Origin of the sequence: Klebsiella sp. P1927 (genome assembly GCF_018204675.1) — a bacterium.
Taxonomy (GTDB): Bacteria; Pseudomonadota; Gammaproteobacteria; order Enterobacterales; family Enterobacteriaceae; genus Klebsiella; species Klebsiella pneumoniae.
This window is the reverse complement of sequence record NZ_CP073377.1, coordinates 5,155,078-5,179,764: the sequence shown is the minus strand read 5'-3', so window position 1 is coordinate 5,179,764 and position 24,687 is coordinate 5,155,078. Positions and strand designations below refer to the sequence as shown.

General features: G+C 57.1%; 27 protein-coding genes, 2 pseudogenes and 1 other annotated feature. Of the genes and pseudogenes, 5 read left to right on the top strand and 24 right to left on the bottom strand.

The genetic code is table 11. The features are described 5' to 3' along the window. The first annotated feature begins 121 nt into the window (after positions 1–121). Positions 122–1,306 carry a multidrug efflux MFS transporter EmrD gene (gene emrD / locus KB892_RS25755; protein WP_002923297.1) on the top strand — a complete coding sequence of 395 codons (1,185 nt, stop codon included), beginning with the start codon at positions 122–124 and terminating at the stop codon, positions 1,304–1,306. Positions 1,307–1,465: 159 nt separating this feature from the next. On the opposite strand, the gene dsdC is transcribed toward emrD, so the two are convergent. After that, on the bottom strand, positions 1,466–2,389 hold the full coding sequence (dsdC, locus tag KB892_RS25750; RefSeq protein WP_002923298.1) for a DNA-binding transcriptional regulator DsdC: 924 nt from the start codon (positions 2,387–2,389) through the stop codon (positions 1,466–1,468). Then, positions 2,389–2,523 (bottom strand): hypothetical protein, encoded by a 135-nt coding sequence (locus KB892_RS25745; protein WP_004145063.1) that lies wholly within the window; start codon positions 2,521–2,523, stop codon positions 2,389–2,391. The genes dsdC and KB892_RS25745 overlap by 1 nt, the downstream gene beginning before the upstream one ends. Positions 2,524–2,614: 91 nt before the next feature. On the opposite strand from KB892_RS25745, the gene dsdX reads away from it, so the two are divergent. Both dsdX and dsdA read left to right on the top strand, forming a co-directional pair. Continuing rightward, positions 2,615–3,952: a D-serine transporter DsdX gene (gene dsdX / locus KB892_RS25740; protein ID WP_002923299.1), complete on the top strand. Its 1,338-nt coding sequence runs from the start codon at positions 2,615–2,617 to the stop codon at positions 3,950–3,952. Positions 3,953–3,968: 16 nt separating this feature from the next. Then, a complete protein-coding gene (gene dsdA / locus KB892_RS25735) occupies positions 3,969–5,297 on the top strand; it encodes a D-serine ammonia-lyase (RefSeq protein WP_002923300.1) in 1,329 nt (442 codons plus the stop codon). A 3-nt stretch (positions 5,298–5,300) separates the two neighbouring features. On the opposite strand, the gene KB892_RS25730 is transcribed toward dsdA, so the two are convergent. The 5 genes from KB892_RS25730 to KB892_RS25710 all read right to left on the bottom strand — a co-directional run bounded on the left by KB892_RS25730 (position 5,301) and on the right by KB892_RS25710 (position 9,540). After that, entirely contained in the window at positions 5,301–5,723 is a 423-nt protein-coding gene (locus KB892_RS25730; RefSeq protein ID WP_002923302.1) for a radical SAM protein, read from the bottom strand. Between the two features lie 74 nt (positions 5,724–5,797). Next, entirely contained in the window at positions 5,798–6,160 is a 363-nt protein-coding gene (locus KB892_RS25725; RefSeq protein ID WP_002923304.1) for a DUF202 domain-containing protein, read from the bottom strand. Beyond that, complete coding sequence (locus tag KB892_RS25720; protein ID WP_002923305.1) at positions 6,150–6,497, bottom strand: YidH family protein; 348 nt, start codon at positions 6,495–6,497, stop codon at positions 6,150–6,152. The genes KB892_RS25725 and KB892_RS25720 overlap by 11 nt, the downstream gene beginning before the upstream one ends. Before the next feature lie 101 nt (positions 6,498–6,598). Then, the gene (locus KB892_RS25715) at positions 6,599–7,921 is read right to left on the bottom strand and encodes a 6-phospho-alpha-glucosidase (RefSeq protein ID WP_002923306.1); all 1,323 of its coding nucleotides are present in this window, start codon (positions 7,919–7,921) and stop codon (positions 6,599–6,601) included. Then, positions 7,918–9,540, bottom strand: coding sequence for an alpha-glucoside-specific PTS transporter subunit IIBC (locus tag KB892_RS25710; RefSeq protein WP_002923307.1), 1,623 nt, complete (start codon positions 9,538–9,540; stop codon positions 7,918–7,920). The genes KB892_RS25715 and KB892_RS25710 overlap by 4 nt, the downstream gene beginning before the upstream one ends. A gap of 298 nt (positions 9,541–9,838) precedes the next feature. On the opposite strand from KB892_RS25710, the gene KB892_RS25705 reads away from it, so the two are divergent. After that, positions 9,839–10,561 carry a GntR family transcriptional regulator gene (locus tag KB892_RS25705; RefSeq protein ID WP_004151520.1) on the top strand — a complete coding sequence of 241 codons (723 nt, stop codon included), beginning with the start codon at positions 9,839–9,841 and terminating at the stop codon, positions 10,559–10,561. Here the strand turns inward: KB892_RS25705 and KB892_RS25700 are convergent. From KB892_RS25700 to ibpA, 4 genes are all read right to left on the bottom strand, one after another. Then, positions 10,553–12,214 carry a putative transporter gene (locus KB892_RS25700; RefSeq protein ID WP_004151521.1) on the bottom strand — a complete coding sequence of 554 codons (1,662 nt, stop codon included), beginning with the start codon at positions 12,212–12,214 and terminating at the stop codon, positions 10,553–10,555. The genes KB892_RS25705 and KB892_RS25700 overlap by 9 nt on opposite strands. A gap of 101 nt (positions 12,215–12,315) precedes the next feature. Further along, positions 12,316–13,140, bottom strand: a complete 825-nt coding sequence (gene dinD / locus KB892_RS25695) for a DNA damage-inducible protein D (protein WP_004151522.1) — start codon at positions 13,138–13,140, stop codon at positions 12,316–12,318. Positions 13,141–13,276: 136 nt separating this feature from the next. Beyond that, a complete protein-coding gene (gene ibpB / locus KB892_RS25690; RefSeq protein WP_004145074.1) occupies positions 13,277–13,705 on the bottom strand; it encodes a small heat shock chaperone IbpB in 429 nt (142 codons plus the stop codon). Between the two features lie 116 nt (positions 13,706–13,821). Next, positions 13,822–14,235 (bottom strand): small heat shock chaperone IbpA, encoded by a 414-nt coding sequence (ibpA, locus tag KB892_RS25685; RefSeq protein WP_004151523.1) that lies wholly within the window; start codon positions 14,233–14,235, stop codon positions 13,822–13,824. Then, positions 14,229–14,304, bottom strand: a sequence feature (ROSE (Repression Of Heat Shock gene Expression) occurs in the 5'-region of heat shock genes and acts as an RNA thermometer to modulate expression.). (Overlaps the previous gene by 7 nt.) 245 nt (positions 14,305–14,549) lie before the next feature. Here ibpA and KB892_RS25680 point away from each other — a divergent pair. Further along, positions 14,550–14,882, top strand: a complete 333-nt coding sequence (locus KB892_RS25680) for a YceK/YidQ family lipoprotein (protein WP_004151524.1) — start codon at positions 14,550–14,552, stop codon at positions 14,880–14,882. Position 14,883: 1 nt separating this feature from the next. Here the strand turns inward: KB892_RS25680 and KB892_RS25675 are convergent, their stop codons facing one another. The 13 genes and pseudogenes from KB892_RS25675 to dgoR form a co-directional block, all read right to left on the bottom strand. Continuing rightward, complete coding sequence (locus KB892_RS25675) at positions 14,884–16,104, bottom strand: DUF3748 domain-containing protein (RefSeq protein ID WP_004151525.1); 1,221 nt, start codon at positions 16,102–16,104, stop codon at positions 14,884–14,886. Positions 16,105–16,155: 51 nt separating this feature from the next. Next, positions 16,156–17,493: an MFS transporter gene (locus KB892_RS25670; protein WP_021440944.1), complete on the bottom strand. Its 1,338-nt coding sequence runs from the start codon at positions 17,491–17,493 to the stop codon at positions 16,156–16,158. A 177-nt stretch (positions 17,494–17,670) separates the two neighbouring features. Then, positions 17,671–18,189 (bottom strand): annotated as a pseudogene (locus KB892_RS25665) (enolase C-terminal domain-like protein); the annotation flags it as partial. After that, complete coding sequence (locus tag KB892_RS31715) at positions 18,095–18,349, bottom strand: hypothetical protein (protein WP_369776212.1); 255 nt, start codon at positions 18,347–18,349, stop codon at positions 18,095–18,097. The gene KB892_RS31715 and the pseudogene KB892_RS25665, both read right to left, overlap by 95 nt. Continuing rightward, positions 18,331–19,311 (bottom strand): IS5-like element ISKpn26 family transposase, encoded by a 981-nt coding sequence (locus KB892_RS25660; protein ID WP_000019473.1) that lies wholly within the window; start codon positions 19,309–19,311, stop codon positions 18,331–18,333. The genes KB892_RS31715 and KB892_RS25660 overlap by 19 nt, the downstream gene beginning before the upstream one ends. Before the next feature lie 40 nt (positions 19,312–19,351). After that, complete coding sequence (locus KB892_RS31565) at positions 19,352–19,549, bottom strand: hypothetical protein (RefSeq protein WP_309354868.1); 198 nt, start codon at positions 19,547–19,549, stop codon at positions 19,352–19,354. After that, the gene (locus KB892_RS25655) at positions 19,531–20,511 is read right to left on the bottom strand and encodes an IS5-like element ISKpn26 family transposase (RefSeq protein WP_000019473.1); all 981 of its coding nucleotides are present in this window, start codon (positions 20,509–20,511) and stop codon (positions 19,531–19,533) included. The genes KB892_RS31565 and KB892_RS25655 overlap by 19 nt, the downstream gene beginning before the upstream one ends. A gap of 40 nt (positions 20,512–20,551) precedes the next feature. Next, positions 20,552–20,749 carry a hypothetical protein gene (locus KB892_RS31560; protein ID WP_309354868.1) on the bottom strand — a complete coding sequence of 66 codons (198 nt, stop codon included), beginning with the start codon at positions 20,747–20,749 and terminating at the stop codon, positions 20,552–20,554. Next, complete coding sequence (locus KB892_RS25650; RefSeq protein ID WP_000019473.1) at positions 20,731–21,711, bottom strand: IS5-like element ISKpn26 family transposase; 981 nt, start codon at positions 21,709–21,711, stop codon at positions 20,731–20,733. The genes KB892_RS31560 and KB892_RS25650 overlap by 19 nt, the downstream gene beginning before the upstream one ends. Before the next feature lie 63 nt (positions 21,712–21,774). Next, positions 21,775–22,419: pseudogene (gene dgoD / locus KB892_RS25645) on the bottom strand (galactonate dehydratase); the annotation flags it as partial. Further along, positions 22,416–23,033, bottom strand: a complete 618-nt coding sequence (locus KB892_RS25640) for a 2-dehydro-3-deoxy-6-phosphogalactonate aldolase (RefSeq protein WP_004151527.1) — start codon at positions 23,031–23,033, stop codon at positions 22,416–22,418. The pseudogene dgoD and the gene KB892_RS25640, both read right to left, overlap by 4 nt. Then, on the bottom strand, positions 23,017–23,895 hold the full coding sequence (locus tag KB892_RS25635) for a 2-dehydro-3-deoxygalactonokinase (RefSeq protein WP_004145083.1): 879 nt from the start codon (positions 23,893–23,895) through the stop codon (positions 23,017–23,019). The genes KB892_RS25640 and KB892_RS25635 overlap by 17 nt, the downstream gene beginning before the upstream one ends. Continuing rightward, complete coding sequence (dgoR, locus tag KB892_RS25630; protein ID WP_004145084.1) at positions 23,892–24,581, bottom strand: D-galactonate utilization transcriptional regulator DgoR; 690 nt, start codon at positions 24,579–24,581, stop codon at positions 23,892–23,894. The genes KB892_RS25635 and dgoR overlap by 4 nt, the downstream gene beginning before the upstream one ends. Positions 24,582–24,687: the final 106 nt, after the last annotated feature.

The window sequence follows — 24,687 nt, the reverse complement described above, 5'->3', positions numbered from 1 at the left end:
CCTCAACAATCGGCACTTTGCAGTTGTTCTGTCATTTTAATATGGTAGATTCCTCCATCGTTTACGGGATGTGGTAGTCACATATTCTTCATTTCTCTTTACTCACAAAGTATTCATCGACATGAAACGGCATAAGAACTTCAATTTGTTGTTGATGCTGGTACTGCTGGTGGCCGTCGGCCAGATGGCGCAGACCATTTATATTCCGGCCATCGCCGACATGGCGGTCGCGCTGAACGTCCGCGAAGGGGCGGTACAAAGCGTGATGGCGGCCTACCTGCTGACCTACGGTATTTCACAGCTATTCTACGGCCCGCTCTCTGACCGCGTCGGTCGCCGCCCGGTGATCCTCGTCGGGATGTCGATTTTTATGCTGGCGACGCTGGTAGCTATTACCACCCATAGCCTGCCGGTGCTGATCGCCGCCAGCGCCATGCAGGGGATGGGCACCGGGGTCGGCGGCGTGATGGCGCGCACCCTGCCCCGCGACCTGTACGAAGGCGCTCAGCTGCGTCATGCCAATAGCCTGTTAAATATGGGTATTCTGGTCAGCCCGCTGATTGCCCCGCTGCTCGGCGGCATCCTCGACACCCTGTGGAGCTGGCGCGCCTGCTACGCTTTCCTGCTGGTCCTGTGCGCCGGGGTGACCTTCAGCATGGCGAAGTGGATGCCGGAAACGCGCCCGGAAGGGGCGCCGCGCACCAAACTTCTGGCCAGCTACAAAACGCTGTTCGGCACCGGCGCCTTTAACTGCTATCTGCTGATGCTGATCGGCGGCCTGTCGGGGATTGCGGTATTCGAAGCCTGCTCCGGGGTGCTGATGGGCGCGGTGCTCGGCCTGAGCAGCATGGCGGTGAGTATTCTGTTTATTCTGCCGATCCCGGCGGCGTTCTTCGGGGCGTGGTTTGCCGGCCGCCCCAACAAGCGTTTCCCGACCCTGATGTGGCAGTCGGTGATCTGCTGCCTGCTGGCGGGTCTGATGATGTGGATCCCAGGGCTGCTGGGCATCATGACCGTCTGGACCCTGCTGGTGCCTGCGGCGCTGTTCTTCTTCGGCGCCGGGATGTTGTTCCCGCTGGCCACCAGCGGCGCGATGGAGCCGTTCCCGTTCCTCGCCGGAACCGCCGGGGCGCTGGTGGGCGGCTTGCAGAATATCGGCTCCGGCGTGCTGGCCTGGCTGTCGGCGATGATGCCGCAAACCGGTCAGGGCAGCCTCGGCCTGCTGATGATGCTGATGGGCCTGTTGATTCTGCTGTGCTGGCTGCCGCTGGCCTCGCGCTTTACCCACCATCAGCAGCCGGTATAAGCGCGGCGGCCGTTCCCCGGATGGCGGCTGACGCCTTATCCGGGCTACCGGACTGGTCGTCTGCCGGCCCGCGCAAGCGCAGTGCCGTCATTTTGCCGGGTGGCGGCGCACGCCCTACCCGGCCTCCCTAACAACTCCGAGGGATAGCCCGGCTCTTTTTCAGGTCAGGCTATGCAGCCACTCGATAAAGGCGTCGATTTTCGGCCACTGGCGGCCCGGCAGGGTGGTCACATAGTAGTGCTGGTGGCATTTCAGCGTCATATCGCCGAACGGGGCGATCAACTCCCCACTCTCCAGCCGCTTCTGCACCAGCCGCTTACGCCCCATCGCTACCCCGACATGATTCATCGCCGCAATCACCGCTAAATCAGAACGATCGAAGCCGATGCCCGACGATTGCGGCAGTTCAATCCCAAATTGTTGTGCCCAACTGAACCATTCATCGGTGCCGGAATCATTGCTCCATGCCTGGCGATCGTGAAGCAGCGTACAGTGGCGCAGACTGGCAGGATTTGACGTTAACTGCAGCTGGCGGGCGTAATACGGCGTACATACCGGCACGATCGCCTCATCCATCAGAAAATGGTGGCTTAGCTGCGACGACGGCGCGTCATCAAAATAGATTGCCAGATCGATACCCGCCCGCTGCAGGTTGACGTTATCGTTGCCGGTCAGCACGGTCAGCGAGATGGCCGGGTAGCGGCGACTGAAATCCCCCAGCGCCGGCACCAGCCAGCACTGGGCGATAGAGGGCCGCGAGTAGACCGTCAGACTGCCGGAGAGCTCCTGGTTTTTGATGTCCAGAATCTCCTGATTGAGACCATCCAGCGACGCCTTCAGCGCCCAGTAAACGCGCTTCCCTTCACGCGTCAGCTCCACTTTGCGGTGCGAGCGGACAAAGAGCTGGATCCCCAGCTCCTCTTCCAGCTGATTAATCCGGTGACTGACGGCGCTTGGGGTGAGCGCCAGCTCGTCGGCGGCAAGGGCGAACGACTCGTGCCGCGCCGCCACCTCAAACGTCGACAGCCTGGAGAGTTGCCAGCCGTTCAGCAACCGGGTACCTAAGGTTATTAGCACATCCACTATGCGCTCCTGGCGATAAAAGGGAGTCTGGATGATAAAAAAATAACGCCGGAACTTCCGCTAAAGGATGAGTTAATTTGACCCATAGCATATTTAGAGGTCACTTTTAGAGCTAAATCACCTTTTTGATTCAATTTGGCTCATCTGAAAGGTTATTTATATCGTTTGTCAGCCCATGCCGAGTTTCTGTTCAATAACCACACGTTACTTACGGCGAGGTGGGGTATGGAATCGCAAATTTGGGTTGTGAGCACATTGCTGATTAGCATCGTGTTAATTGTATTAACCATCGTCAAACTGAAGTTTCATCCGTTTCTGGCGCTGCTGCTGGCGAGCTTTTTCGTCGGGGCGATGATGGGAATGGGCCCGCTGGAGATGGTCAACGCCATTGAGAGCGGGATCGGCGGTACGCTGGGCTTCCTGGCGGCGGTGATCGGTCTCGGCACCATTCTCGGCAAGATGATGGAGGTCTCCGGCGCGGCGGAGCGCATCGGCCTGACGCTCCAGCGCTGCCGCTGGCTGTCGGCGGACGTGATTATGGTGCTGGTCGGCCTGATCTGCGGCATTACCCTGTTTGTCGAAGTCGGGGTGGTGCTGCTGATCCCGCTGGCATTCTCCATCGCCAAAAAAACCAATACTTCGCTGCTGAAGCTGGCTATTCCGCTGTGTTCCGCGCTGATGGTGGTGCACTGCGTGGTACCGCCGCATCCGGCCGCGCTGTTCGTGGCGAATAAACTGGGGGCTGATATCGGGACGGTTATCGTCTATGGCCTGCTGGTCGGTCTGATCGCCTCGCTGGTCGGCGGCCCGCTGTTCCTCAGGCTGCTCGGCAACCGCCTGCCGTTTAAACCAGTGCCAGCCGAGTTTTCCAACCTCGACGTTCGCGAAGAATCGACGCTGCCGTCGCTCGGCGCTACGCTGTTTACCGTGCTGTTACCGATTGGCCTGATGCTGGTGAAAACCGTCGCTGAACTGAATATGGCGAAAGGCGGCACGCTGTATACAGTGCTGGAATTTATCGGCAACCCCATCACCGCGATGTTTATCGCCGTCTTTGTCGCCTATTACATGCTCGGCATCCGTCGGCAAATGGGGATGGGCGTTCTGCTGACTCATACCGAAAACGGCTTTGGGTCCATCGCCAACATCCTGCTGATTATCGGCGCCGGCGGCGCATTCAACGCGATTTTGAAATCCAGCGGCCTGGCCGATAGCCTCGCGGTGATCCTGTCGAACCTTGATATGCACCCGATTTTGCTGGCCTGGCTGGTGGCGCTTATCCTGCACGCCGCCGTTGGCTCCGCCACCGTGGCGATGATGGGCGCTACCGCCATCGTTGCCCCGATGCTGCCGCTTTATCCCGGCGTAAGCCCGGAGATCATCGCCATTGCCATCGGTTCCGGCGCCATTGGCTGCACGATCGTCACCGATTCCCTGTTCTGGCTGGTAAAACAGTACTGCGGCGCCAGCCTCAGTGAAACGTTCAAGTACTACACGACAGCGACATTTATCGCGTCGCTACTTGCACTGGCCGCCACCTTCCTGCTTTCTTTCATCATCTAAGCGAACGAGACGTAATATGAAAAACGCTGACCTGACCACCTTAACCGCGACCTTCCCGCTTGTGCAGGATCTGATCGCCCTGAAAGAAACTACCTGGTTTAACCCGGCAACCACCACCCTGGCGGAGGGGTTGCCTTACGTCGGTCTGACCGCCGACGATGTGCAAGACGCCCATGCCCGCCTTCAGCGCTTCGCGCCCTATCTGGCGGCAGCCTTCCCGGAAACCGCCGCGAGCTGCGGGATTATCGAATCAGAAGTGGTTGCCATTCCGGCAATGAAACGCAGCCTTGAGCAAAAATTCGGCCAGCCAATTAGCGGCGAACTGCTGCTGAAAAAAGACAGCCATCTGCCAATCTCCGGCTCAATCAAAGCGCGCGGTGGGATTTATGAAGTGCTGACCCATGCGGAAAAGCTGGCGCTGGAAGCCGGGCTGCTGACGACCGCAGACGATTATCGCAAATTGCTGACGCCGGAGTTTAAACAGTTCTTTAGCCAGTTCAGCATCGCCGTCGGCTCCACCGGCAACCTTGGGATGTCGATAGGCATCATGAGCGCGCGCATTGGTTTTCAAGTCACGGTGCATATGTCCGCCGATGCCAGGGCGTGGAAAAAAGCCAAACTGCGCAGCCACGGCGTAACGGTGGTTGAGTATGAAGAGGACTATGGCGTGGCGGTCGAACAGGGGCGCAAGGCAGCGGAATCCGATCCGAACTGCTTTTTCATTGATGATGAAAACTCACGCACGCTGTTCCTCGGCTATGCCGTAGCCGGCGAGCGCCTGAAGGCGCAGTTTGCCAAAGCAGGGCGCGTGGTCGATGCCGATCACCCGCTGTTCGTCTATCTGCCGTGCGGCGTCGGCGGCGGCCCCGGCGGCGTGGCATTTGGCCTGAAGCTGGCCTTCGGCGACCACGTTCACTGCCTGTTCGCCGAACCGACCCATTCGCCATGCATGCTGCTCGGCGTCTATACCGGGCTCCACGACCAGATAGCGGTGCAGGATTTAGGTATTGATAACCTGACCGCGGCCGACGGTCTGGCGGTCGGCAGGGCGTCCGGGTTCGTTGGCCGGGCAATGGAGCGCCTGCTCGACGGGTTCTATACCCTTGACGACCAGACGATGTATGACATGCTGGGCTGGCTGGCGGCAGCGGAAAATATCCGCCTTGAACCCTCCGCGCTGGCCGGGATGGCCGGAGCGCAGCGGGTCTGCGCCAGCAAAGCGTACCATCAGCTGCAGGGGCTGAGTGAGCAACAGCTGCAGCAGGCCACCCACCTGGTGTGGGCCACCGGCGGCGGCATGGTGCCGGAAGAGGAGATGGCGCAGTACCTGGCGAAGGGGCGCTAATCTTTAGCGCAGCAGCGGCATCAGCGCCTCTGGTGGCCGCTGCTGTCGTCGCAGGTCCCGCATCACTCGCATATAGGGCCCGCTAAAATCGTAGAACTGCCGGTAACCCGCGCACAGCGGGTCTTCCTGTTCGCCACAGCGGCACAGGCGCAGCCACGGGCAGCCGTAGCAGGTGCTGTTGGCCGCCGGCGCGCCTGGCTGGGTCAGCGTCTCCCCACACCAGGCGCTCAGCGTCTCGCTAAACAGTAAAATATTGATGCGCCCAATATCTTCCCGCACCCAGCGGTGAAAGACTGCGCAGAGAAACTCTCCCCAAAGCGCGGCGTCGCCGGCCGCCAGCTGCGGAATAAAATGGATAGCGGTGAGCCCCTGTTGACGAAGCTGTGCATAGAACGCCTGCGGTTGATGGCAATGATGCGCCTCCACCACGACAGCCTGAAAGGGAGTGTCATGTTGCTGGCCGGGGGCATGAGTGAGAGGCAAATTCGCCGGACATCCTGTCATGACATATCCCTAATGAATAAAACGATCGGTTGAAGGTGAGTAACAGCAAACAGGAATGCCAGAGAAAGTACTGCGAGTGCGATCAAAAATTTGTCACGAACCGCCCGCGGCTGTAAAAAATCGCTATCGTCGACATCCATCAGATGACGACGGCGGGTATAGCCCCAGAGGATCACCGCCACAATCGCCAGCACGCCGATCGACAGCCAGAACGGCAGGCCGGCGCGGTGCCAGCTGTGCTTAATCGCCAGCGCCATCAGCGCGCCGTAGCCCAACAGGGTGCGAAACCAGGCCAGCGAGGTGCGCTCTGGCTGAAGACCGGGATCGCTTTCCCGCCGCGCCCGGCGTTTATCCGCCATACACCACCAGCAGCATCACCGCGGCCACCACCGCCAGCAGCAGAATGCTAATCACCAGCAGCGTGCGGGTATAGGGAAGGTCCTGCTTGAGACGCATCGCCTTCTCGTTATTCAGCCAGCGCAGATAGCCATAGATGGCCATGCCGCCGGCAAAGAGACACAGCAGCAGGGCGAGAATTTCACGGATCAGCGGCGTGGCAAAGTCCGGCGCTAACTGGTCAAGGCCGACGCCGGCGGCGAGAAAACCGAGCGCCGTGCGGATCCATGCCAGAAAGGTGCGTTCGTTAGCCAGCGAAAAGCGGTAATCCGGCGCTTCGCCGAGGCGGGAGATTTTCATTACAGTTCCTTGTTCATCGCGCTGCAGGCTTCAGCATAGCGTAAATCAGGAACCGGGGAGAAGAACCGGCGCCCCGCAGGGCGCCGGTAGTACAACGGGGATTAATGCAGCTCAGGCCAATAATCTTTGTTGGCGGCAATGAGGTCGTCGAGGATCGCTTTCGCCACCGAGGCGCTCGGCACGGTTTTCGACAGGGTAATCGCCTGCCACAGCTTGTGGTAAGAGCGCTGTTCCCAGGCATCGACCACCAGTTTTTCCACTGCCACCTGCTGGCTCATCAGCCCTTTCTGGAAATGCGGGATGTCGCCTACCGTCAGCGGCTCCGGTCCGTTGTGGCCTACCAGACAAGGGATCTCCACCATCGCGTCGGCGTCAAAGTTATGGATCGCGCCATTGTTCGGCACAATCAGCAGCATCCTTTCCTGCGTGTTAAAGGCGATAGCCGTCGCCAGATCGACGATATAGGAGGCATGCTCGTCAATCTCCAGATCGCCGGCGGTGGATTTCCCGGCGGCGATGATCGCCCGGCAGGCGCTGAAGACGTTTTTCTCCCGATGATCCATCACCTCATTGGCGCGGGTGCGTTCCGGGTTGGAGTGGGCTACCACATAGTCCGGGAACAGATAATATTTCAGGTAGGTGTTCGGCATGGTCTGCGGATCCAGCGCCTGCACATCTTTCGCTTTGGCAAAGGTGTCGTTCCAGCTGGCCTCGGTGTGCGGATCGTTCGAGGGCGGCACATAGCCGTATTTCGCCACATATTCGCGCAGTTTCGGCATCAAATCATTGCCGTCGAGGTCCTCAATCGACGTCCACCAGCCGAAGTGGTTGAGGCCGTAGTAGCGCACGCGCATCTGTTTACGGTCTTTGAGGCCGACAATCTGCGCCATCCGCCCTTCAATGCCGATCGGCATATCGCAGATGTTGAGGATTTTGGCGTTCGGCCGCAGACGACGAGTGGCTTCCGCCACAATCGCCGCCGGGTTGGAGTAGTTAAGCATCCAGGCGTTCGGCGAATATTTTTCCATATAATCCACCAGCTCCAGCACGCCGCCGATAGAGCGCATACCGTAGGCGATCCCGCCCGGTCCGCAGGTCTCCTGGCCCAGCACGCCGTGGCGAAGCGGGATTTTCTCATCCTGTTCACGCATCGGATATTTCCCGACGCGGATATGCGCCATGACAAAATCAACATCGGTAAACGCCGCCTGCGGATCGGTGGTATAGCTGAACTCAATCTCCGGCGCCTGCTCTTTGAGGATCACTTTGCACGCCTCGGCGATGGTCTCCTGGCGCGCGCCGTCGTTGTCATAAAATTTCAGCGACCGCAGCGGAAAACGATCCTGGTTTGCCAGCAGCATCAGGACAATGCCCGGGGTGAAGGTGCTGCCGCCGCCTGCGATAACAACTGAGAATTTTTTCATGATACTGCCTCCGTCATGGTGGTATGTTCGGTCGAAAGAGAATCTTTCATCAGGTTTTCCAGCTGGTCGCGCACCTGGGGAACGTGCAGGCCGACGATGACCTGAATCCCGTTGCCGCGGCGTACTACCCCGTGGGCGCCCAGCGCTTTAAAGACGTCGTCACTTTGCGTTTTCGCCATATCGACCAGCGCGATGCGCAGTCGGGTGGCGCAGTTGTTGATGCTTTCAATGTTGTCGGCGCCGCCGAGGGCCTGCAGGAAGCCAGCGGCCTGACCCAGCCGGGTCTCTGGCGCGGCGGCGGCCGTGGTTTTACCTCGTGCCGCCTGGTAATCGGCCTTGCTGTAGAGCTTGATTTCGCTCTCTTCCCTGCCAGGCGTCTTCAGGTTCAGACGCAGGATCAGGGTACGGAAGACTACGAAGTAGAGGGCGGTGAAACAGAGGCCGATGCCTATCTGAATGAACATCATCGAAGCGTGGTGATGGAACATCGGGATCCAGTTTTGCGGCAAGAATTGATCGAGCAGGCCGCCGCCGAAGTTGCCCACCACGCCGCAGATGTACATCACCGTCGCCATGGTCGCCGCCAGCACCGCGTGAACGGCGAACAACAGCGGCGAGATGAACAGGAAGGTGAACTCCAGCGGCTCAGTGATCCCGACCAGCATCGCGGTCAGGGTGGCGGGGATGAGCAGACCGGCGACCTTGACGCGGTTTTCCGGCGCGGCGGTGAAGTAGAGCGCCAGCGCAATCCCCACCGACCCAAACACTTTCGAGTTACCGTGCAGGGCAAAGCCGCCCTCCGGGAACAGCGTCTTCAGCGGTTCCGTACTCTGACTGAACGCCTGCAGATGCTCTGCCCAGTAGACCTGCAGTCCGCCCTCCACCACCGCCGGGCCAAAGATGAACGGGCCATAGACGAAGTGGTGCAGGCCGGTGGGGATCAGGATGCGCTCAAGGAAGATGTAAACCCACACCCCAAGCGCCCCGGCTGAGCGCAGGAAGGCCTGCAGTGATTCAATGCCCAGCTGGACCTTTGGCCAGCCGAGCAGGGTCAGCCAGGCGCAAGGGATCATCGCGAGGAAGGCGACAATGACCACAAACGATGAACCCTGAAAGATGCCGAGGAATACCGGCAGGGGTTTATCGAAATAGCGATTGTGCAGGGCCGTCACCAGACCGGAGATGACGATGGCGCCGATAATGCTGGTGTCGAGGGTTTTAATCCCGGCAATCATCGTCAGGCCGCTGCCGGCCGTGGGTTCAGCGGAAAAATCGACGCCGAAGAAGTGGCCCCAAGTCATCCCCATGGCGTTGATAAAGTAGTTCCAGGTGAGAAAGCTCACCAGCACCGCCAGACAGGCCCGGCCCTGGGCCTGTTTCGCCAGGCCGATCGGCAGACCGACGGCGAAAATCAGCGGCATATTACGAAAGACGGTCCAGCCGCCCTCCTCAATGATGTGAACGATCTGGGCAAACAGGCTGTCGGGTGCGGTCAGCGCTTCGCCGACGAACATCGGGTTGCGCAGCATGATGGCGATACCGACCACGATCCCGGCAAAAGGAAACAACAAAACCGGGGTAAACATGGCGCCGCCAAAGCGTTGTATTTGACTGAGCATTGGGAAATCCTCATGTAACAACTCGTAGGGTGAGTGGCCTTCTTTTTCTTGATTACCGGCCTGACTGGAGAATAAAAATTTGCCCGTCCGACAACATGCCGCGCCGTTGCGATTCGTGATCCCATTCATGGTTTTAATTTGGCCAAAGTTGTCTACTTCGGTAACAAAAGTTAGACATCGATAAGTCAGGCAGCGAAATTAACTAAATGAATGTGTCTTAATTGATTGTAATTAATCTATTTTTTTAGAAAAAAGAGCACAAAGCGACATCCCCTTTTCCTGCACAAGAGGACTACTGGTGATCTATAAATCCATTGCTGACCGCCTGCGGCTGCGGCTGAATTCCGCCGACTTCGCCATCGGCAGCCCGCTACCAGGAGAGAAAAAACTGGCCGAGGAGTTCGGGGTGGCGCGCATGACTATTCGCAAAGCCATCGATCTGCTGGTGGACTGGGGATTGGTTGTGCGTCGCCACGGCTCGGGAACTTACGTGGCGCGTAAAGACGTCCATCATGAAACCAGCAATCTGACCGGCCTGGCGGAAGTGCTGCGCAAGCAGGGTAAAGAGGTGGTGAGTCAGGTGCTGGCCTTCGAGGTGATGCCCGCCCCGCCGGCCATCGCCAGTCTGCTGCGGATTAAAATTGATGAACGGATCTACTTCTCACGGCGGGTGCGCTACGTCGACGGCAAGCCGCTGATGCTGGAGGATAGCTATATGCCGGTGAAGCTGTTCCGCAACCTGTCGCTGAGTCATCTGGAAGGGTCGAAATTTGATTATATTGAGAAAGAGTGCGGGATCATCATCAGCGGGAACTATGAAACGCTGACGCCGGTGCTGGCGGACAAGCAGTTGGCGCGCTCAATGAACGTCCCGGAGCAGACGCCGCTGCTGCGTATTACCTCCCTTTCCTACAGCGACAGCGGCGAGTTTCTTAACTATTCGGTCATGTTCCGCAACGCCAGCGAGTATCAGGTGGACTATCACCTGCGCCGCGTCCAGGCGCAAAGCCCGCTAGCTTAGCCCCCAGAACAGCACGGCGAGTAGCTGCGGGGTGATAATGCGCAGGAACATCACCAGCGGATAGACGGTGGCATACGAGAGCGCCGCTGCGCCGCTGGTGGCGTGCAGGTTGTTGGCGAAGGCCAGCGCCGGCGGGTCGGTCATGGAGCCGGCCAGCATGCCGCACAGCGTCAGATAGTTCATTTTCGCCAGCATGCGCGCGAGGACGCCCACCGTCAGCAGCGGGATGGCGGTGATGAAAATACCGTAAGCGATCCAGCTCAGACCATCGCCCTGGGTCAGGGTGGCGACAAAGTCACCCCCCGATTTTAGCCCGACCACCGCCAGAAACAGCACGATCCCCAGCTCGCGCAGCGCCAGGTTGGCGCTCGGCGGCATAAACCAGTACAGCTTGCCGATACTGCCGATACGCCCAAGGATCAGCGCCATAATCAGCGGCCCACCGGCCAGTCCCAGCTTCAATGCTGCAGGGAAGCCGGGAATAAACAACGGGATAGATCCCAGCAGTACCCCGAGTCCGATGCCGATAAACACCGGCAGCATCTGGACCTGCTGCAGCTTCTGCTGAGCGTTACCCAGTTCGGCGGCCACGGCGTCAATTGCCTCCGGACGGCCGACCAGGTTGAGGATGTCACCAAACTGCAGGCTGGCGCTGCTGCTGGCTACCAGCTCGACGCCTGCCCGGTTAAGCCGGGAGATCACTACGTCATAGCGCTGTTTGACGTGCAGATCGCGTATTTTCTTTCCCAGCACTTTTTCGTTAGTGACCACCACCCGCTCCACTTTCAGATCGGTGCCGCGCGTCGACAGCGAGGTCGCCACCTCCTGGCCTATCACCAGCTGCGCATTGTGCAAATCCTCAGGTCGCCCCACCAGGTGCAGCAGGTCGCCAGCCTGGATAAGGGTGCCCGGCGCAGGCACCATCAACAGCTCACCGCGTTTCAGCCGCGAACAGACGATGTTGTCGTTGTTGAGCATCGGCACATCCTGAATCGCCATCTGGTTGAGGTTGGGGTTTTCCACCCGCACGTTGATGGTGTGTAAATGGGCGTGGCCGTTACCGCTGCTCTCCTCAAACCGCTGGGCCTCTTTCTCGACATTGATGCGAAAGAACAGACGCACCAGCCACATGGTCAGCAGAATGCCGCAGATGCCGAACGGATACGCCATCGCGTAGCTCATCCCCATTTGATCGACCACCTCGAACGGTACGCCGAGATCGCGCAGAATTTGCTGCCCGGCCCCCAGCGCTGGCGTGTTGGTCACCGCACCGGAGAAGATACCGAGCACCACCGGGAGAGGAATATTGAACAGTTTATGCAGCACCGCGGTCACCAGGCCGCCGAGGATAACGATAAGAATAGCGAACAGATTGAGCCGCAGGCCAGAGACCCGCAGCGAGGCGAAAAAGCCCGGCCCCACCTGAATACCGATGGTGTAGACAAACAGGATCAAGCCGAATTCCTGAATAAAATGCAGCATCGGGCTGCTGAGGGTGACCCCTGCCTGATCGACAAAGTGGCCGACAATAATCCCGCCAAACAGGACGCCGCCAATGCCAAAGCCGACGCCGCGGATTTTGACATTGCCGATCCACAACCCCACTACCGCCACCAGCGCCAGCACGCTGACCGTCAATGCTATCTCACTCATGGTACCGTCCCTGTGAATAACACCATTAACTACAGGGATTATGACCGCTGCCAGGTGGATTGTATGCCGCCTGGCGCACAATAATCATGGAGTAAGATACGCTACTCAGGCGCGTTCTTATTTTTCGCTGCGATAGTGAGTTGCTGAATACTTTTCTCCGGGGAAGGAAGTGCTTCAGGCATAGTGCCACCCAGGTCTTTAATAGTCTGGCGTACTTTTTGCCCTACGTCATAATGCGTTTTGTTGGCGAGTTGCTTCGAATCAACCGCGTCCCGACGTAGTTTTTCTTCCGTTTGGGTAGCACGAAACAGGTTGGCCGCGAGCTCAGTCGATCCCATATAGTCGAGTATTTTTTGGCTTTTCTTTAGGCCCTTACGCTCATGGATTGCTTTTTGGTCAAGACCACCATAGAGACCTTTATAACCATGGTTTTGAAAGACAGCAAAATCAAGAGTCGTCTCAACACCAGCACGTTGGGCCGTTTCAACCAGATGTTTATTATGCTCTTTGAGCTCATTGTGCAGGAACAGTCGCTTTTCATCCTCTCGTAGAGACTTAAATATTTGATCATCTTGCAATTCCTGGCGCCGGGTTTGCAAGGCAAAGTACGTTTGCCCCGCAGCAATCACCGGTTTCGACGGATCGCCATTTTGCACTACCAGATAGCAGGCGTAGCGTGAGAGGTGGAAATCTTCAAGATTCCTGCTGGCGCCAGAACCTAATTCGACCATTTTGTTGGTTTCAACAAAATGGTCTGCCGAGGGATGACCACTCGCCTCACATGAAATTATCGCTTTTGCAATGACCTTATAAAAATTCCGCCACTCTTTATAGTCAAGCAGGGGACCAAGGTTGCGGGCAGACCAATACTCCCGCCCCGCCTCATCGCTCTTTCTAATCGCTTCAAATGGCTGCTGTTCGTTCATAACGTATCCTTGTTTGAGTGAGTCCCAAAGTATGATTGTTTTTTAAACTGAAACACCCGTTGCAGCAAGGAAGTTTATTGTGCTCTCGCACACAAAAAAGCCCCGAAAATCGGGGCCTTATAAGTTATTCGCTTAATTAACTATTTAATGCCGGTCGTTCGCTGATGGCGATACGCTGCGGGGCGATCTGCTCAGGCTCATTGCGGGTCAGATCGATATGCAGCAGGCCATTGGTGAAGGTCGCGCCAGAGACCTCCATGTTGTCGGCGAGGGTGAAGCTCAGGCTGAAGGCCTGGCTCACCAACCCCTGGTGCAGCCATGTGGTCTCTTTTTCCGGCTGCTGCGGCGTGCCTTTCACCACCAGACGGGTGCCTTCCAGTTGAATATCCAGATCTTCCTGACGGAAACCGGCCAGCGCAAGGGTAATGCGGTAGTGGTTATCGTCGCTTTTTTCGATGTTATAGGGCGGGAAGCTTTGGCTTTCACCGGCGGTTTGCAGGGCGCTGGCCAGTTTGTCAAAACCGATCCATTGACGCAGCAGGGGGGATAAATCGTAGTTACGCATACTGTTTTCTCCTTCTAAGAAGCGAGTGAATACCTGCGAATTCTGTAAATTCGCATCTGCTCCCTGACGGCGAGCAGGTTGTTACATCAGGCCGCCACGCGGCCTGAAACGGACAATTAGTTGATTTCGATGCGGCGCGGCTTGTTCGCTTCCGGGATCACCCGTTCCAGATCGATATACAGCAGGCCGTTCACCAGATTGGCGCCGCGGACGTGAATGTTTTCCGCCAGCTGGAATTTGCGCTCGAAGTTGCGCTCGGCGATCCCCTGATACAGGTAGGTCCGCTCTTTCTGCTCGGCGGCGTGGGCGCCTTTGACGATCAGCAGATTGTCCTGGGCAGTGATCTCCAGCTCGCTTTCAGCAAAGCCAGCCACCGCGATAGCGATGCGATAGTGGTTTTCGTCTACCAGCTCGACGTTATACGGAGGGTAGCCGCCGTTGCTCTGGCTTTGATTGTTTTCCAGTAGGTTGAACAGGCGGTCGAAACCAATGGCTGAACGATATAGCGGGGAAAGATCGAAGTTACGCATAGTAAATAGCTCCTGAAAATCAGCGAGAATCAAATGACCTTCCATCGTGGACAGGCCGCGGTAATCCGGAATACCCCTCAGGCGTATTCTCAGTGGGTTACACCTATAAAATGGGTTTCTCCCCGTGCTTTTCAAGGGATTGAGGGCAATTTTTTTTGCAGTTTATCGATGATTGCTTAGACTGGGTGGAGGAGCACAAAAAGCAAAGTGCGATGCCCGCCACAGTGCGGCGCAATAACACTATGCATTCACGGGATGGCCCGATATAACCGCTGAAAGGTTATCTCAACGCCCGAAACGACAATGGAAGAACAATGAAAAGCAGACGACTGTTAAAGCTGGTCCTGTTCAGCGGGATAATAAGCCTGAGCGGTTGCTCCAGCGTAATGTCACATACCGGTGGCAAAGAGGGAACCTATCCGGGCACGCGATCCAGTGCGCAAACGCTGGGGGACAGCGATACCAACTGGGGTGTGAAATCGCTGGTGGCGCTGGACATGCCGTTCACCGCCGTCATGGATACCCTGCTGCTGCCGTGGGATATGTTCCGCACCGACAGCTCAATCAAATCTCGGGTCGAAAAGAGCGAGAAGGCTACGCTGGCGACCAACTCGGTGATCCCGCCAGCGCCGATGCCTGCCCAGTAAGTTATCGTCCGGTCTGCGTAACCCACAGCTGACGATAACCGTCCACCTCCTCCATCCAGGCAATCTGTTTACCGTCTGGCGAAAAGACGATCGCGTCCGCCGAGGGCGCATGCGTATCGGTTAAAAAGGTGATATCTCCCGTACCGGCATGGCAGCAGGCAATCCGATCCTCCAGCGCAAAACCCAGCCACTCTCCCGACGGATGCCAGTTAAACGCCGACTGGATACCCGACGCGTGATGCGTCAACTGCCGCGGCTCGCCCCCCTGCGGGGAAATAAGCCACAGCTGCACTACGCCGGCGTCGTCGCGCATCAGAAAGGCTATCGCCGTCGCCTGGGGATTGGCGCGCACCCAGTGGCGCGGGACGTTCACCAGTCCCGAGTAGCGGCGATGGTGGGTGAAGGTCAAACGACGCTGGCTGACGCCCGCCGGCGGCGCCAGCATTGTGGTTGCGGTACCGGCCAGCGGCGCCCCGCCAGGCTGCTTCCAGCCGGCTTCATCCTGCGGCAGATCGACAATAAACAGCTCAGGCACTTTATCGCCATTTTCCGCCAGCGTATCGCCAATAAACGCCAGAGTATGGTTCCCGACCCAGCCCTCCTCATAGGCGCGATTAATCTCATCGCTGCCCGGCGCGGGTGCCGGCGTCGTGCGGCTTACCAGCACGCACCAGTGGCTGCCGCCATATTCGCGCGGATGCTGTCCCTGCGGCGTCACCGGTCCATAGGGCGCCGCCACGCCGACGTTGCGCAGATCCAGCGCCGGATCGCGCTCGTGCAGCACGTGATCGTTGTAGGTAAAACTGACAAACTGACCGTTGGGGCTATAGACATGGACGTGGCTGCCGCCGCGCAGTGCGCCGGGCGTGTAGGGGGGGGTAATGTCCATGGCGTCCAGATTCTCGACAGCCCCCTGAAAGGCCACCACCCCGCGGCGATGATGAAAATCATACTGCCACTGCGCATCCGGCCGCTCGGGGCCATGAATAAACACATAGCGCTCCTGGGTTGGATGCACGGTTACCACGCCCACGTGCGCGCCCTGCGTGGCACGATAAATGGTCTCCACAGTACCGCTGTTTACGTTCACTCGCTCAATGGTTTCGCCGGTAAACGATGCGCCGGACGGACGAACGTCGAATACCAGCCACTGGCTGTCGGGAGTCCAGGTATTAATATTGGTAAGCTGGTGATGACGGGGAGCAAAAGTGACTTGTTTCATGACGATACCCTGATGCGAGACTTACGCATCAGGGTAGCGTATCGCAAAAAATTAGCCTACACGTTTCACATCGCCGACCAGCAGGATATAAGACAGCGCGCCTATCAACGCCACCACGGAGATATAAACCAGCGCCGGGCCAAAGCCGTAATCCTGCGCCAGATAGCCAATCACCAGCGGGACGGTGATGCCGCCCAGGCCGCCAACAAAGTTAAACACCCCGCCGGTCAGGCCGATCAGGCGCATCGGCGCCAGGGAGGAGACCAGCGACCAGGTGATAGACGCAAAACCGTTACCGAAGAACGCCAGCGCCATCAGCGCCATGATCCAGATGGGGTCGTTGGTGTAGTTTGCCCCCATGATGCAGGTGGAGATCAACAGTCCACAGATGATCGGCGTTTTGCGCGCCACGCCCAGCGAGTAGCCTTTTTTCACCAGCTTATCCGCCAGCCAACCAGACAGCAGGACGCCAAAAAACGCGGCGAGGAAGGGCACCGTGGTCATAAAGCCGGCCTTCAGCGCGGTGATGCCTTTTTCCTGGGTTAAGTAGTTCGGAAACCAGGTCAGGAAGAACCACAGCGTCGAGGTTACCGCGAACTGTCCAAGGTAAACGCCAACCAGCTTGCGGTGAAAAACCAGCTTCCAGTCCGCTTTCGATAACGGTTGACGCGCCTCTTTCTTCAGCGGCGCATCGCCATCCACCAGGCCGCCGCCGTCGCGGATATAGTCGAGTTCGGCTTTACTGATGCTTTTAGTCAGGCGCGGCGGTTGATAAACCTTGAACCAGATCAGCGACCAGATAATGCCGATACCGCCGGTAACGATAAACACCCAGTGCCAGCTCAATAGCTCCTGGATCCAAATCAGCAGCGGCGTGAGGAAAGCCAGGCCAACAAATTGCCCCGAGGTATAAAACCCGACGGCGGAAGCGCGCTCGTGCTCCGGGAACCAGCTGGTCACCATGCGGTTGTTGGTCGGGAAGGCTGGCGCTTCGAAGATCCCGGTGATAGCGCGCAGGCCAATGAGCGACATTAAACCGGTGGCGAAGCCTTGTAGCAACGTCGCCACCGACCAGCCAAATATAGCGATAAAGTAGGTAAGCCGGGATCCCACGCGGTCAAGGAACCAACCGCCAGGGATCTGGCAGAGGGTATACAGCCAGGCAAAGGCGGAAAATACGTAGCCCATTTCCGCTTTGCTAATACCAAACTCCTCCTGAATATGCGCCGAGGCGACGGCGAGGTTGGCGCGGTCAACATAACAAATAACCACGGTAATAAAGATCATGATGAGCGTCAGATAACGGCGGCGCCCGGTTTTTACAGCGGTAACTGAAATATCCATCGCAATCTGTCTCCAGATTTTGGGCATAGCGAAGCCGCTCACCATGCCCGGTAATTTACAGAGGGTGTTTTTGTTTTTTATTAATAACTATGTTGCGATGCGCTAAATAATTCGCGCTGGGGAAAGGCGGCAAATTTTCGCATCCCTGGGAGCATACAATAGTATGTGACCTGGGTAAGAAAATGCAGCCAACGCATCACCAGTGCGAAGTATGACGCGCATTTACCATTCGGCGACAGATCCATCCTCATACCGCCACAACGGATTTCGCCAGTCCGGCGCGTTTTTACTTAACTCAATCACGCGGGCCTCATCAATTTCCACGCCCAGCCCCGGCTTCATCAGAGGTTTAAAGAAGCCGCCTTCCATATTGAAATCTTCTTTGTTTTTCACAAAATCAAGCAGTTCGGCGCCTTTGTTGTAGTGGATCCCCATGCTCTGCTCCTGGAAGACCGCGTTATGTGAAACGAAATCAACGTGCAGACAAGCCGCCAGCGCGATCGGCCCCAGCGGGCAGTGCGGCGCCAGCCCAACGTCATAGGCTTCCGCCATGCCGGCAATTTTATAGCATTCGGTAATACCGCCTGCGTGCGACAGATCGGGTTGTAAAATAGCCACCCCGCCCGCTTCCAGGACCCGTTTAAATTCAAAGCGCGAAAACATACGTTCGCCGGCGGCAATGGGAATATGGGTTTGCGCCGCCAGCCGCGGATAATATTCCGCCTGCTCGGCTAAGGAAGGTGCGAATAAGCAGGTCATTTCTTCCCAAGCTGACTCGCTGATTAAAATTTCGCGGATCTGGGCCGATTTTTTTCCCGCAAACACATCGAATCAGCCTATTTAGGCTATTTTTTCCACCATTTCTGGCGTTATTTCCGGTTTTTACTGAGATCTCTCCCACTGACGTATCATTTGGTCCACCCGAAACAGGTTGGCCAGGGTGAATAACATCGCCAGTTGGTTATCGTTTTTCAGCAGCCCTTTGTATCTGGCTTTCACGAAGCCGAACTGCCGCTTGATGATGCGAAACGGGTGCTCCACCCTGGCACGGATGCTGGCTTTCATGTATTCGATGTTGATGGCCGTTTTGTTCTTGCGCGGATGCTGCTTCAAGGTTTTTACCTTGCCGGGACGCTCGGCGATCAGCCAGTCCACATCCACCTCGGCCAGCTCCTCGCGCTGTGGCGCTCCTTGGTAGCCGGCATCGGCTGAGACAAATTGCTCCTCTCCATGAAGCAGATTACCCAGCTGATTGAGGTCATGCTCGTTGGCCGCGGTGGTGACTAGGCTGTGGGTCAGGCCACTCTTGGCATCGACACCAATGTGGGCCTTCATGCCAAAGTGCCACTGATTGCCTTTCTTGGTCTGATGCATCTCCGGATCGCGTTGCTGCTCTTTGTTCTTGGTAGAGCTGGGTGCCTCAATGATGGTGGCATCCACCAAAGTGCCTTGGGTCATCATGACGCCTGCTTCGGCCAGCCAGCGATTGATGGTCTTGAACAATTGACGGGCCAGTTGATGCTGCTCGAGCAGGTGGCGGAAATTCATGATGGTGGTGCGATCCGGCAGGGCGCTATCCAGGGATAATCGGGCAAACAGGCGCATGGAGGCGATTTCGTACAGGGCATCTTCCATGGCACCGTCGCTCAGGTTGTACCAATGCTGCATGCAGTGAATACGCAGCATGGTCTCCAGCGGATAGGGCCGTCGGCCATTGCCCGCCTTGGGATAAAACGGCTCGATGACTTCCACCATGTTTTGCCATGGCAGAATCTGCTCCATGCGGGAGAGGAAAATCTCTTTTCGGGTCTGACGGCGCTTAGTGCTGAATTCACTATCGGCGAAGGTGAGTTGATGGCTCATGATGTCCCTCTGGGATGCGCTCCGGATGAATATGATGATCTCATATCAGGAACTTGTTCGCACCTTCCCTAAGGAAGGTGCGAATAAGCAGGTCATTTCTTCCCAAGCTGACTCGCTGATTAAAATTTCGCGGATCTGGGCCGATTTTTTTCCCGCAAACACATCGAATCAGCCTATTTAGGCTATTTTTTCCACCATTTCTGGCGTTATTTCCGGTTTTTACTGAGATCTCTCCCACTGACGTATCATTTGGTCCACCCGAAACAGGTTGGCCAGGGTGAATAACATCGCCAGTTGGTTATCGTTTTTCAGCAGCCCTTTGTATCTGGCTTTCACGAAGCCGAACTGCCGCTTGATGATGCGAAACGGGTGCTCCACCCTGGCACGGATGCTGGCTTTCATGTATTCGATGTTGATGGCCGTTTTGTTCTTGCGCGGATGCTGCTTCAAGGTTTTTACCTTGCCGGGACGCTCGGCGATCAGCCAGTCCACATCCACCTCGGCCAGCTCCTCGCGCTGTGGCGCTCCTTGGTAGCCGGCATCGGCTGAGACAAATTGCTCCTCTCCATGAAGCAGATTACCCAGCTGATTGAGGTCATGCTCGTTGGCCGCGGTGGTGACTAGGCTGTGGGTCAGGCCACTCTTGGCATCGACACCAATGTGGGCCTTCATGCCAAAGTGCCACTGATTGCCTTTCTTGGTCTGATGCATCTCCGGATCGCGTTGCTGCTCTTTGTTCTTGGTAGAGCTGGGTGCCTCAATGATGGTGGCATCCACCAAAGTGCCTTGGGTCATCATGACGCCTGCTTCGGCCAGCCAGCGATTGATGGTCTTGAACAATTGACGGGCCAGTTGATGCTGCTCGAGCAGGTGGCGGAAATTCATGATGGTGGTGCGATCCGGCAGGGCGCTATCCAGGGATAATCGGGCAAACAGGCGCATGGAGGCGATTTCGTACAGGGCATCTTCCATGGCACCGTCGCTCAGGTTGTACCAATGCTGCATGCAGTGAATACGCAGCATGGTCTCCAGCGGATAGGGCCGTCGGCCATTGCCCGCCTTGGGATAAAACGGCTCGATGACTTCCACCATGTTTTGCCATGGCAGAATCTGCTCCATGCGGGAGAGGAAAATCTCTTTTCGGGTCTGACGGCGCTTAGTGCTGAATTCACTATCGGCGAAGGTGAGTTGATGGCTCATGATGTCCCTCTGGGATGCGCTCCGGATGAATATGATGATCTCATATCAGGAACTTGTTCGCACCTTCCCTAAGGAAGGTGCGAATAAGCAGGTCATTTCTTCCCAAGCTGACTCGCTGATTAAAATTTCGCGGATCTGGGCCGATTTTTTTCCCGCAAACACATCGAATCAGCCTATTTAGGCTATTTTTTCCACCATTTCTGGCGTTATTTCCGGTTTTTACTGAGATCTCTCCCACTGACGTATCATTTGGTCCACCCGAAACAGGTTGGCCAGGGTGAATAACATCGCCAGTTGGTTATCGTTTTTCAGCAGCCCTTTGTATCTGGCTTTCACGAAGCCGAACTGCCGCTTGATGATGCGAAACGGGTGCTCCACCCTGGCACGGATGCTGGCTTTCATGTATTCGATGTTGATGGCCGTTTTGTTCTTGCGCGGATGCTGCTTCAAGGTTTTTACCTTGCCGGGACGCTCGGCGATCAGCCAGTCCACATCCACCTCGGCCAGCTCCTCGCGCTGTGGCGCTCCTTGGTAGCCGGCATCGGCTGAGACAAATTGCTCCTCTCCATGAAGCAGATTACCCAGCTGATTGAGGTCATGCTCGTTGGCCGCGGTGGTGACTAGGCTGTGGGTCAGGCCACTCTTGGCATCGACACCAATGTGGGCCTTCATGCCAAAGTGCCACTGATTGCCTTTCTTGGTCTGATGCATCTCCGGATCGCGTTGCTGCTCTTTGTTCTTGGTAGAGCTGGGTGCCTCAATGATGGTGGCATCCACCAAAGTGCCTTGGGTCATCATGACGCCTGCTTCGGCCAGCCAGCGATTGATGGTCTTGAACAATTGACGGGCCAGTTGATGCTGCTCGAGCAGGTGGCGGAAATTCATGATGGTGGTGCGATCCGGCAGGGCGCTATCCAGGGATAATCGGGCAAACAGGCGCATGGAGGCGATTTCGTACAGGGCATCTTCCATGGCACCGTCGCTCAGGTTGTACCAATGCTGCATGCAGTGAATACGCAGCATGGTCTCCAGCGGATAGGGCCGTCGGCCATTGCCCGCCTTGGGATAAAACGGCTCGATGACTTCCACCATGTTTTGCCATGGCAGAATCTGCTCCATGCGGGAGAGGAAAATCTCTTTTCGGGTCTGACGGCGCTTAGTGCTGAATTCACTATCGGCGAAGGTGAGTTGATGGCTCATGATGTCCCTCTGGGATGCGCTCCGGATGAATATGATGATCTCATATCAGGAACTTGTTCGCACCTTCCCTAATACCGGCTCCTCAATAAATAATGGGCGATATGGCTCCAGCTCTTTAATTAATACCTTAGCCATCGGCGCGCTAACGCGGCCGTGAAAATCGAGACCAAACTCAATTTCATTGCCAAACGCTTCGCGGATTTGCGCCACGGTATTCACCGCGGCATCAACCGCGCGGGAATTATCAATGATACCCATCTCTTCGCAGCCGTTTAATTTAAAGGTGTCAAAACCAATGCCGCGCAGCTTCTTAATCCCGTCAATCACTTCGGCGGGGCGGTCGCCGCCCACCCAGCTGTAGGCTTTAATTTTGTCGCGCACCAGCCCGCCCATCAGTTGCCACACTGGGGCATTCAGGACCTTACCTTTAATATCCCATAGCGCCTGATCAATACCGGCGATGGCGCTCATCATAATCGGGCCGCCGCGATAAAAGCCGCCGCGGTACATTACCTGCCACAGGTCATTAATCCGCGCCGGATCCTGACCAATCAGGTAATCGCCAAATTCATGAACGGCTGCCTCCACCGTACGGGCGCGCCCTTCAATCACCGGTTCGCCCCAGCCGACGATGCCTTCATCGGTTTCAATCTTCAGGAACATCCAACGCGGAGGTAAACGGTACGTGGTGATATTGGTTATTTTCATTTCACTGCCTCTCGATACGCTTTTACGAATGCGGCTGCCTGCTGCGCGGTACGTTCAACCGGCTGGCCGGCACGATAGAGATCGCTACCCAATCCTGCCCCAACACAGCCGGCATTAATCCACTGCGCCAGGTTTTCCGGCGTCACGCCGCCAACGGCAAAGACCGGAACCTCGGGCGGAAGCACGGCTTTCAACGCTTTGATGTAATCCGGGCCAAAAGCCGATGACGGGAAGATTTTCAGAGCCTGCGCGCCGGCATCGAGCGCGCTAAAGGCTTCGCTGGCGGTGGCGCAGCCTGGACACACGGTCATGCCGTAACCCACCGCTCGCCGGATCACTTCCGGTTGAATGTTTGGCGTCACAATCAGCCGACAGTCCATGGCCGCCAGCCTGTCGACCTGCTCCGGTTGCAGCACCGTGCCCGCGCCGATAAGCGCCTGCTCGCCGTAAGCGTCGACGACCTGCGGAATACTTTTCTCCCACTGCGGCGAGTTCAGCGGGATTTCGACCGCGTCGAAACCGGCGTCGATAACGGCGCCAACGTGAGCCAGCGCCTCGTCTGGCGTAATACCGCGCAGGATAGCGATAAGTGGAAGGTTAGTTTGCCACTGCATAAGCGATGCTCCTTATTCCTGTCTGAAATGCCGTATCGCCCGCAACCGCGCTGACTTCGCGGCCAATGGCGGCGAATGCCTGCTGATAGCGGGATGTTAACGATGACCCAGCGACGAGACTGATCGCCTGCTGTCCGGCGAATGTGTCGCTGAGGGTGGCAACTTCAGCGCCAATCAGCAGGCCGGAAAGAAATTCGCTAACCTGCTCGCGAGGCAGCGCGCCCAGCACGTGCGAAGCGCGAACTTCAAACAGCTGCGGCAGGACGGCGGGGTTGTTGATACCGCGCTGCAGACCTGCCGCGAATGCGGCAGCGGACGTTTCCTGCGGCGGTAAGCCGGCGCCCACCAGCGAGTGCTGAAGCAACAAATGATGCAATTCACCGGTCAAAACAGTACGAAAATCGTGAATTTGCCGGCGATCGGCCAGTACCCACTTACAGTGGGTTCCCGGCATCACGTAGACAGATGAAGGGGCTAAGGCGCGTGCGCCCAGCAGCTGCGTTTCTTCCCCACGCATGACGTTATGGTTATCGTCACGGGAAACGCAAAGGCCGGGAATTATCCAGATATTGTCGCCAACGGCAGTTAACTGCTGGCCAATATCCGAGAAAGCGGCAGGAAGCGGCAAATAAGGGGCGATTTTCCAGCCCACGTTGCTGCCGACCATCCCTGCCATCACCACCGGTGTGGCGCCATCGCGCCAGTGCTGGGTGATTTCCGCTAACACCGCAGCGGGAGAGCGACCATTCAGGCGCGTTACGCCTGCTTCAGATTGCCTGCTTTCCAGGCATTCTTCGCCCTGATAAAGCCAGGCGCGTAAATTCGTCGATCCCCAATCTATTGCGATGTAGCGAGCCGTCATGTGATTTCCTTAAGCCTTCGTGTCGAGCTGGCGATCATCGTCAACGCCGCCTGCTCCGCCGCGTCGCTATCCTGATGCCGAATGGCGTCAAATAGCGCTTTATGTTCCTGGAGGGTTTTCGGCATGTTGCCTTCATCGCCCATCCAGGTCCGTTCAAATACCGCCCGCTGCAGCGAACTGATCGCCACGCTAAGCTGCTGCAAAACCGGGTTATGTACTGACTGCAGCACCGCCTCGTGGTAGCGAATATCCGCTTCGTTAAAGGCATCCCGGTTTTGGTTGTTGGCGATCATGTCATTGAGCGCCGACTCGATTTCCGCCAGATCGCTTGAGGTGGCGCGTTCCGCCGCCCAACGCGCGATGGCGGGTTCAACCAGGTTGCGCACTTCACTCATCGCGCTGATAAGACGCGGGTCATAGTCATTTTCCAGTACCCACTGCAGCACCTCGGTGTCGAGGTAGTTCCACTGGTTTCTGGGAGCGACAAACGCGCCGCGATAGCGCTTCATTTCAATCAGCCGCTTCGCCATCAGGGAACGAAACACTTCGCGGATGATGTTGCGCGAGGTTTCAAACTCCTCACAGAGTTCCGCTTCGGCCGGAAGCGCCGAACCCGGGACGTATTTACCGCTGACGATCTGTTTGCCCAGCGAGATCACAATGCGATCGGTCTTATTGAGAGTCATGGAGAGTCCTTGTGCTCTATGTGTACTGCTCTACTTTACCGTCGCTGCTGAATTTCGCCTCATGTTTGTACTACTAACGTGATGCTGTACGTTATCAACATGAGCG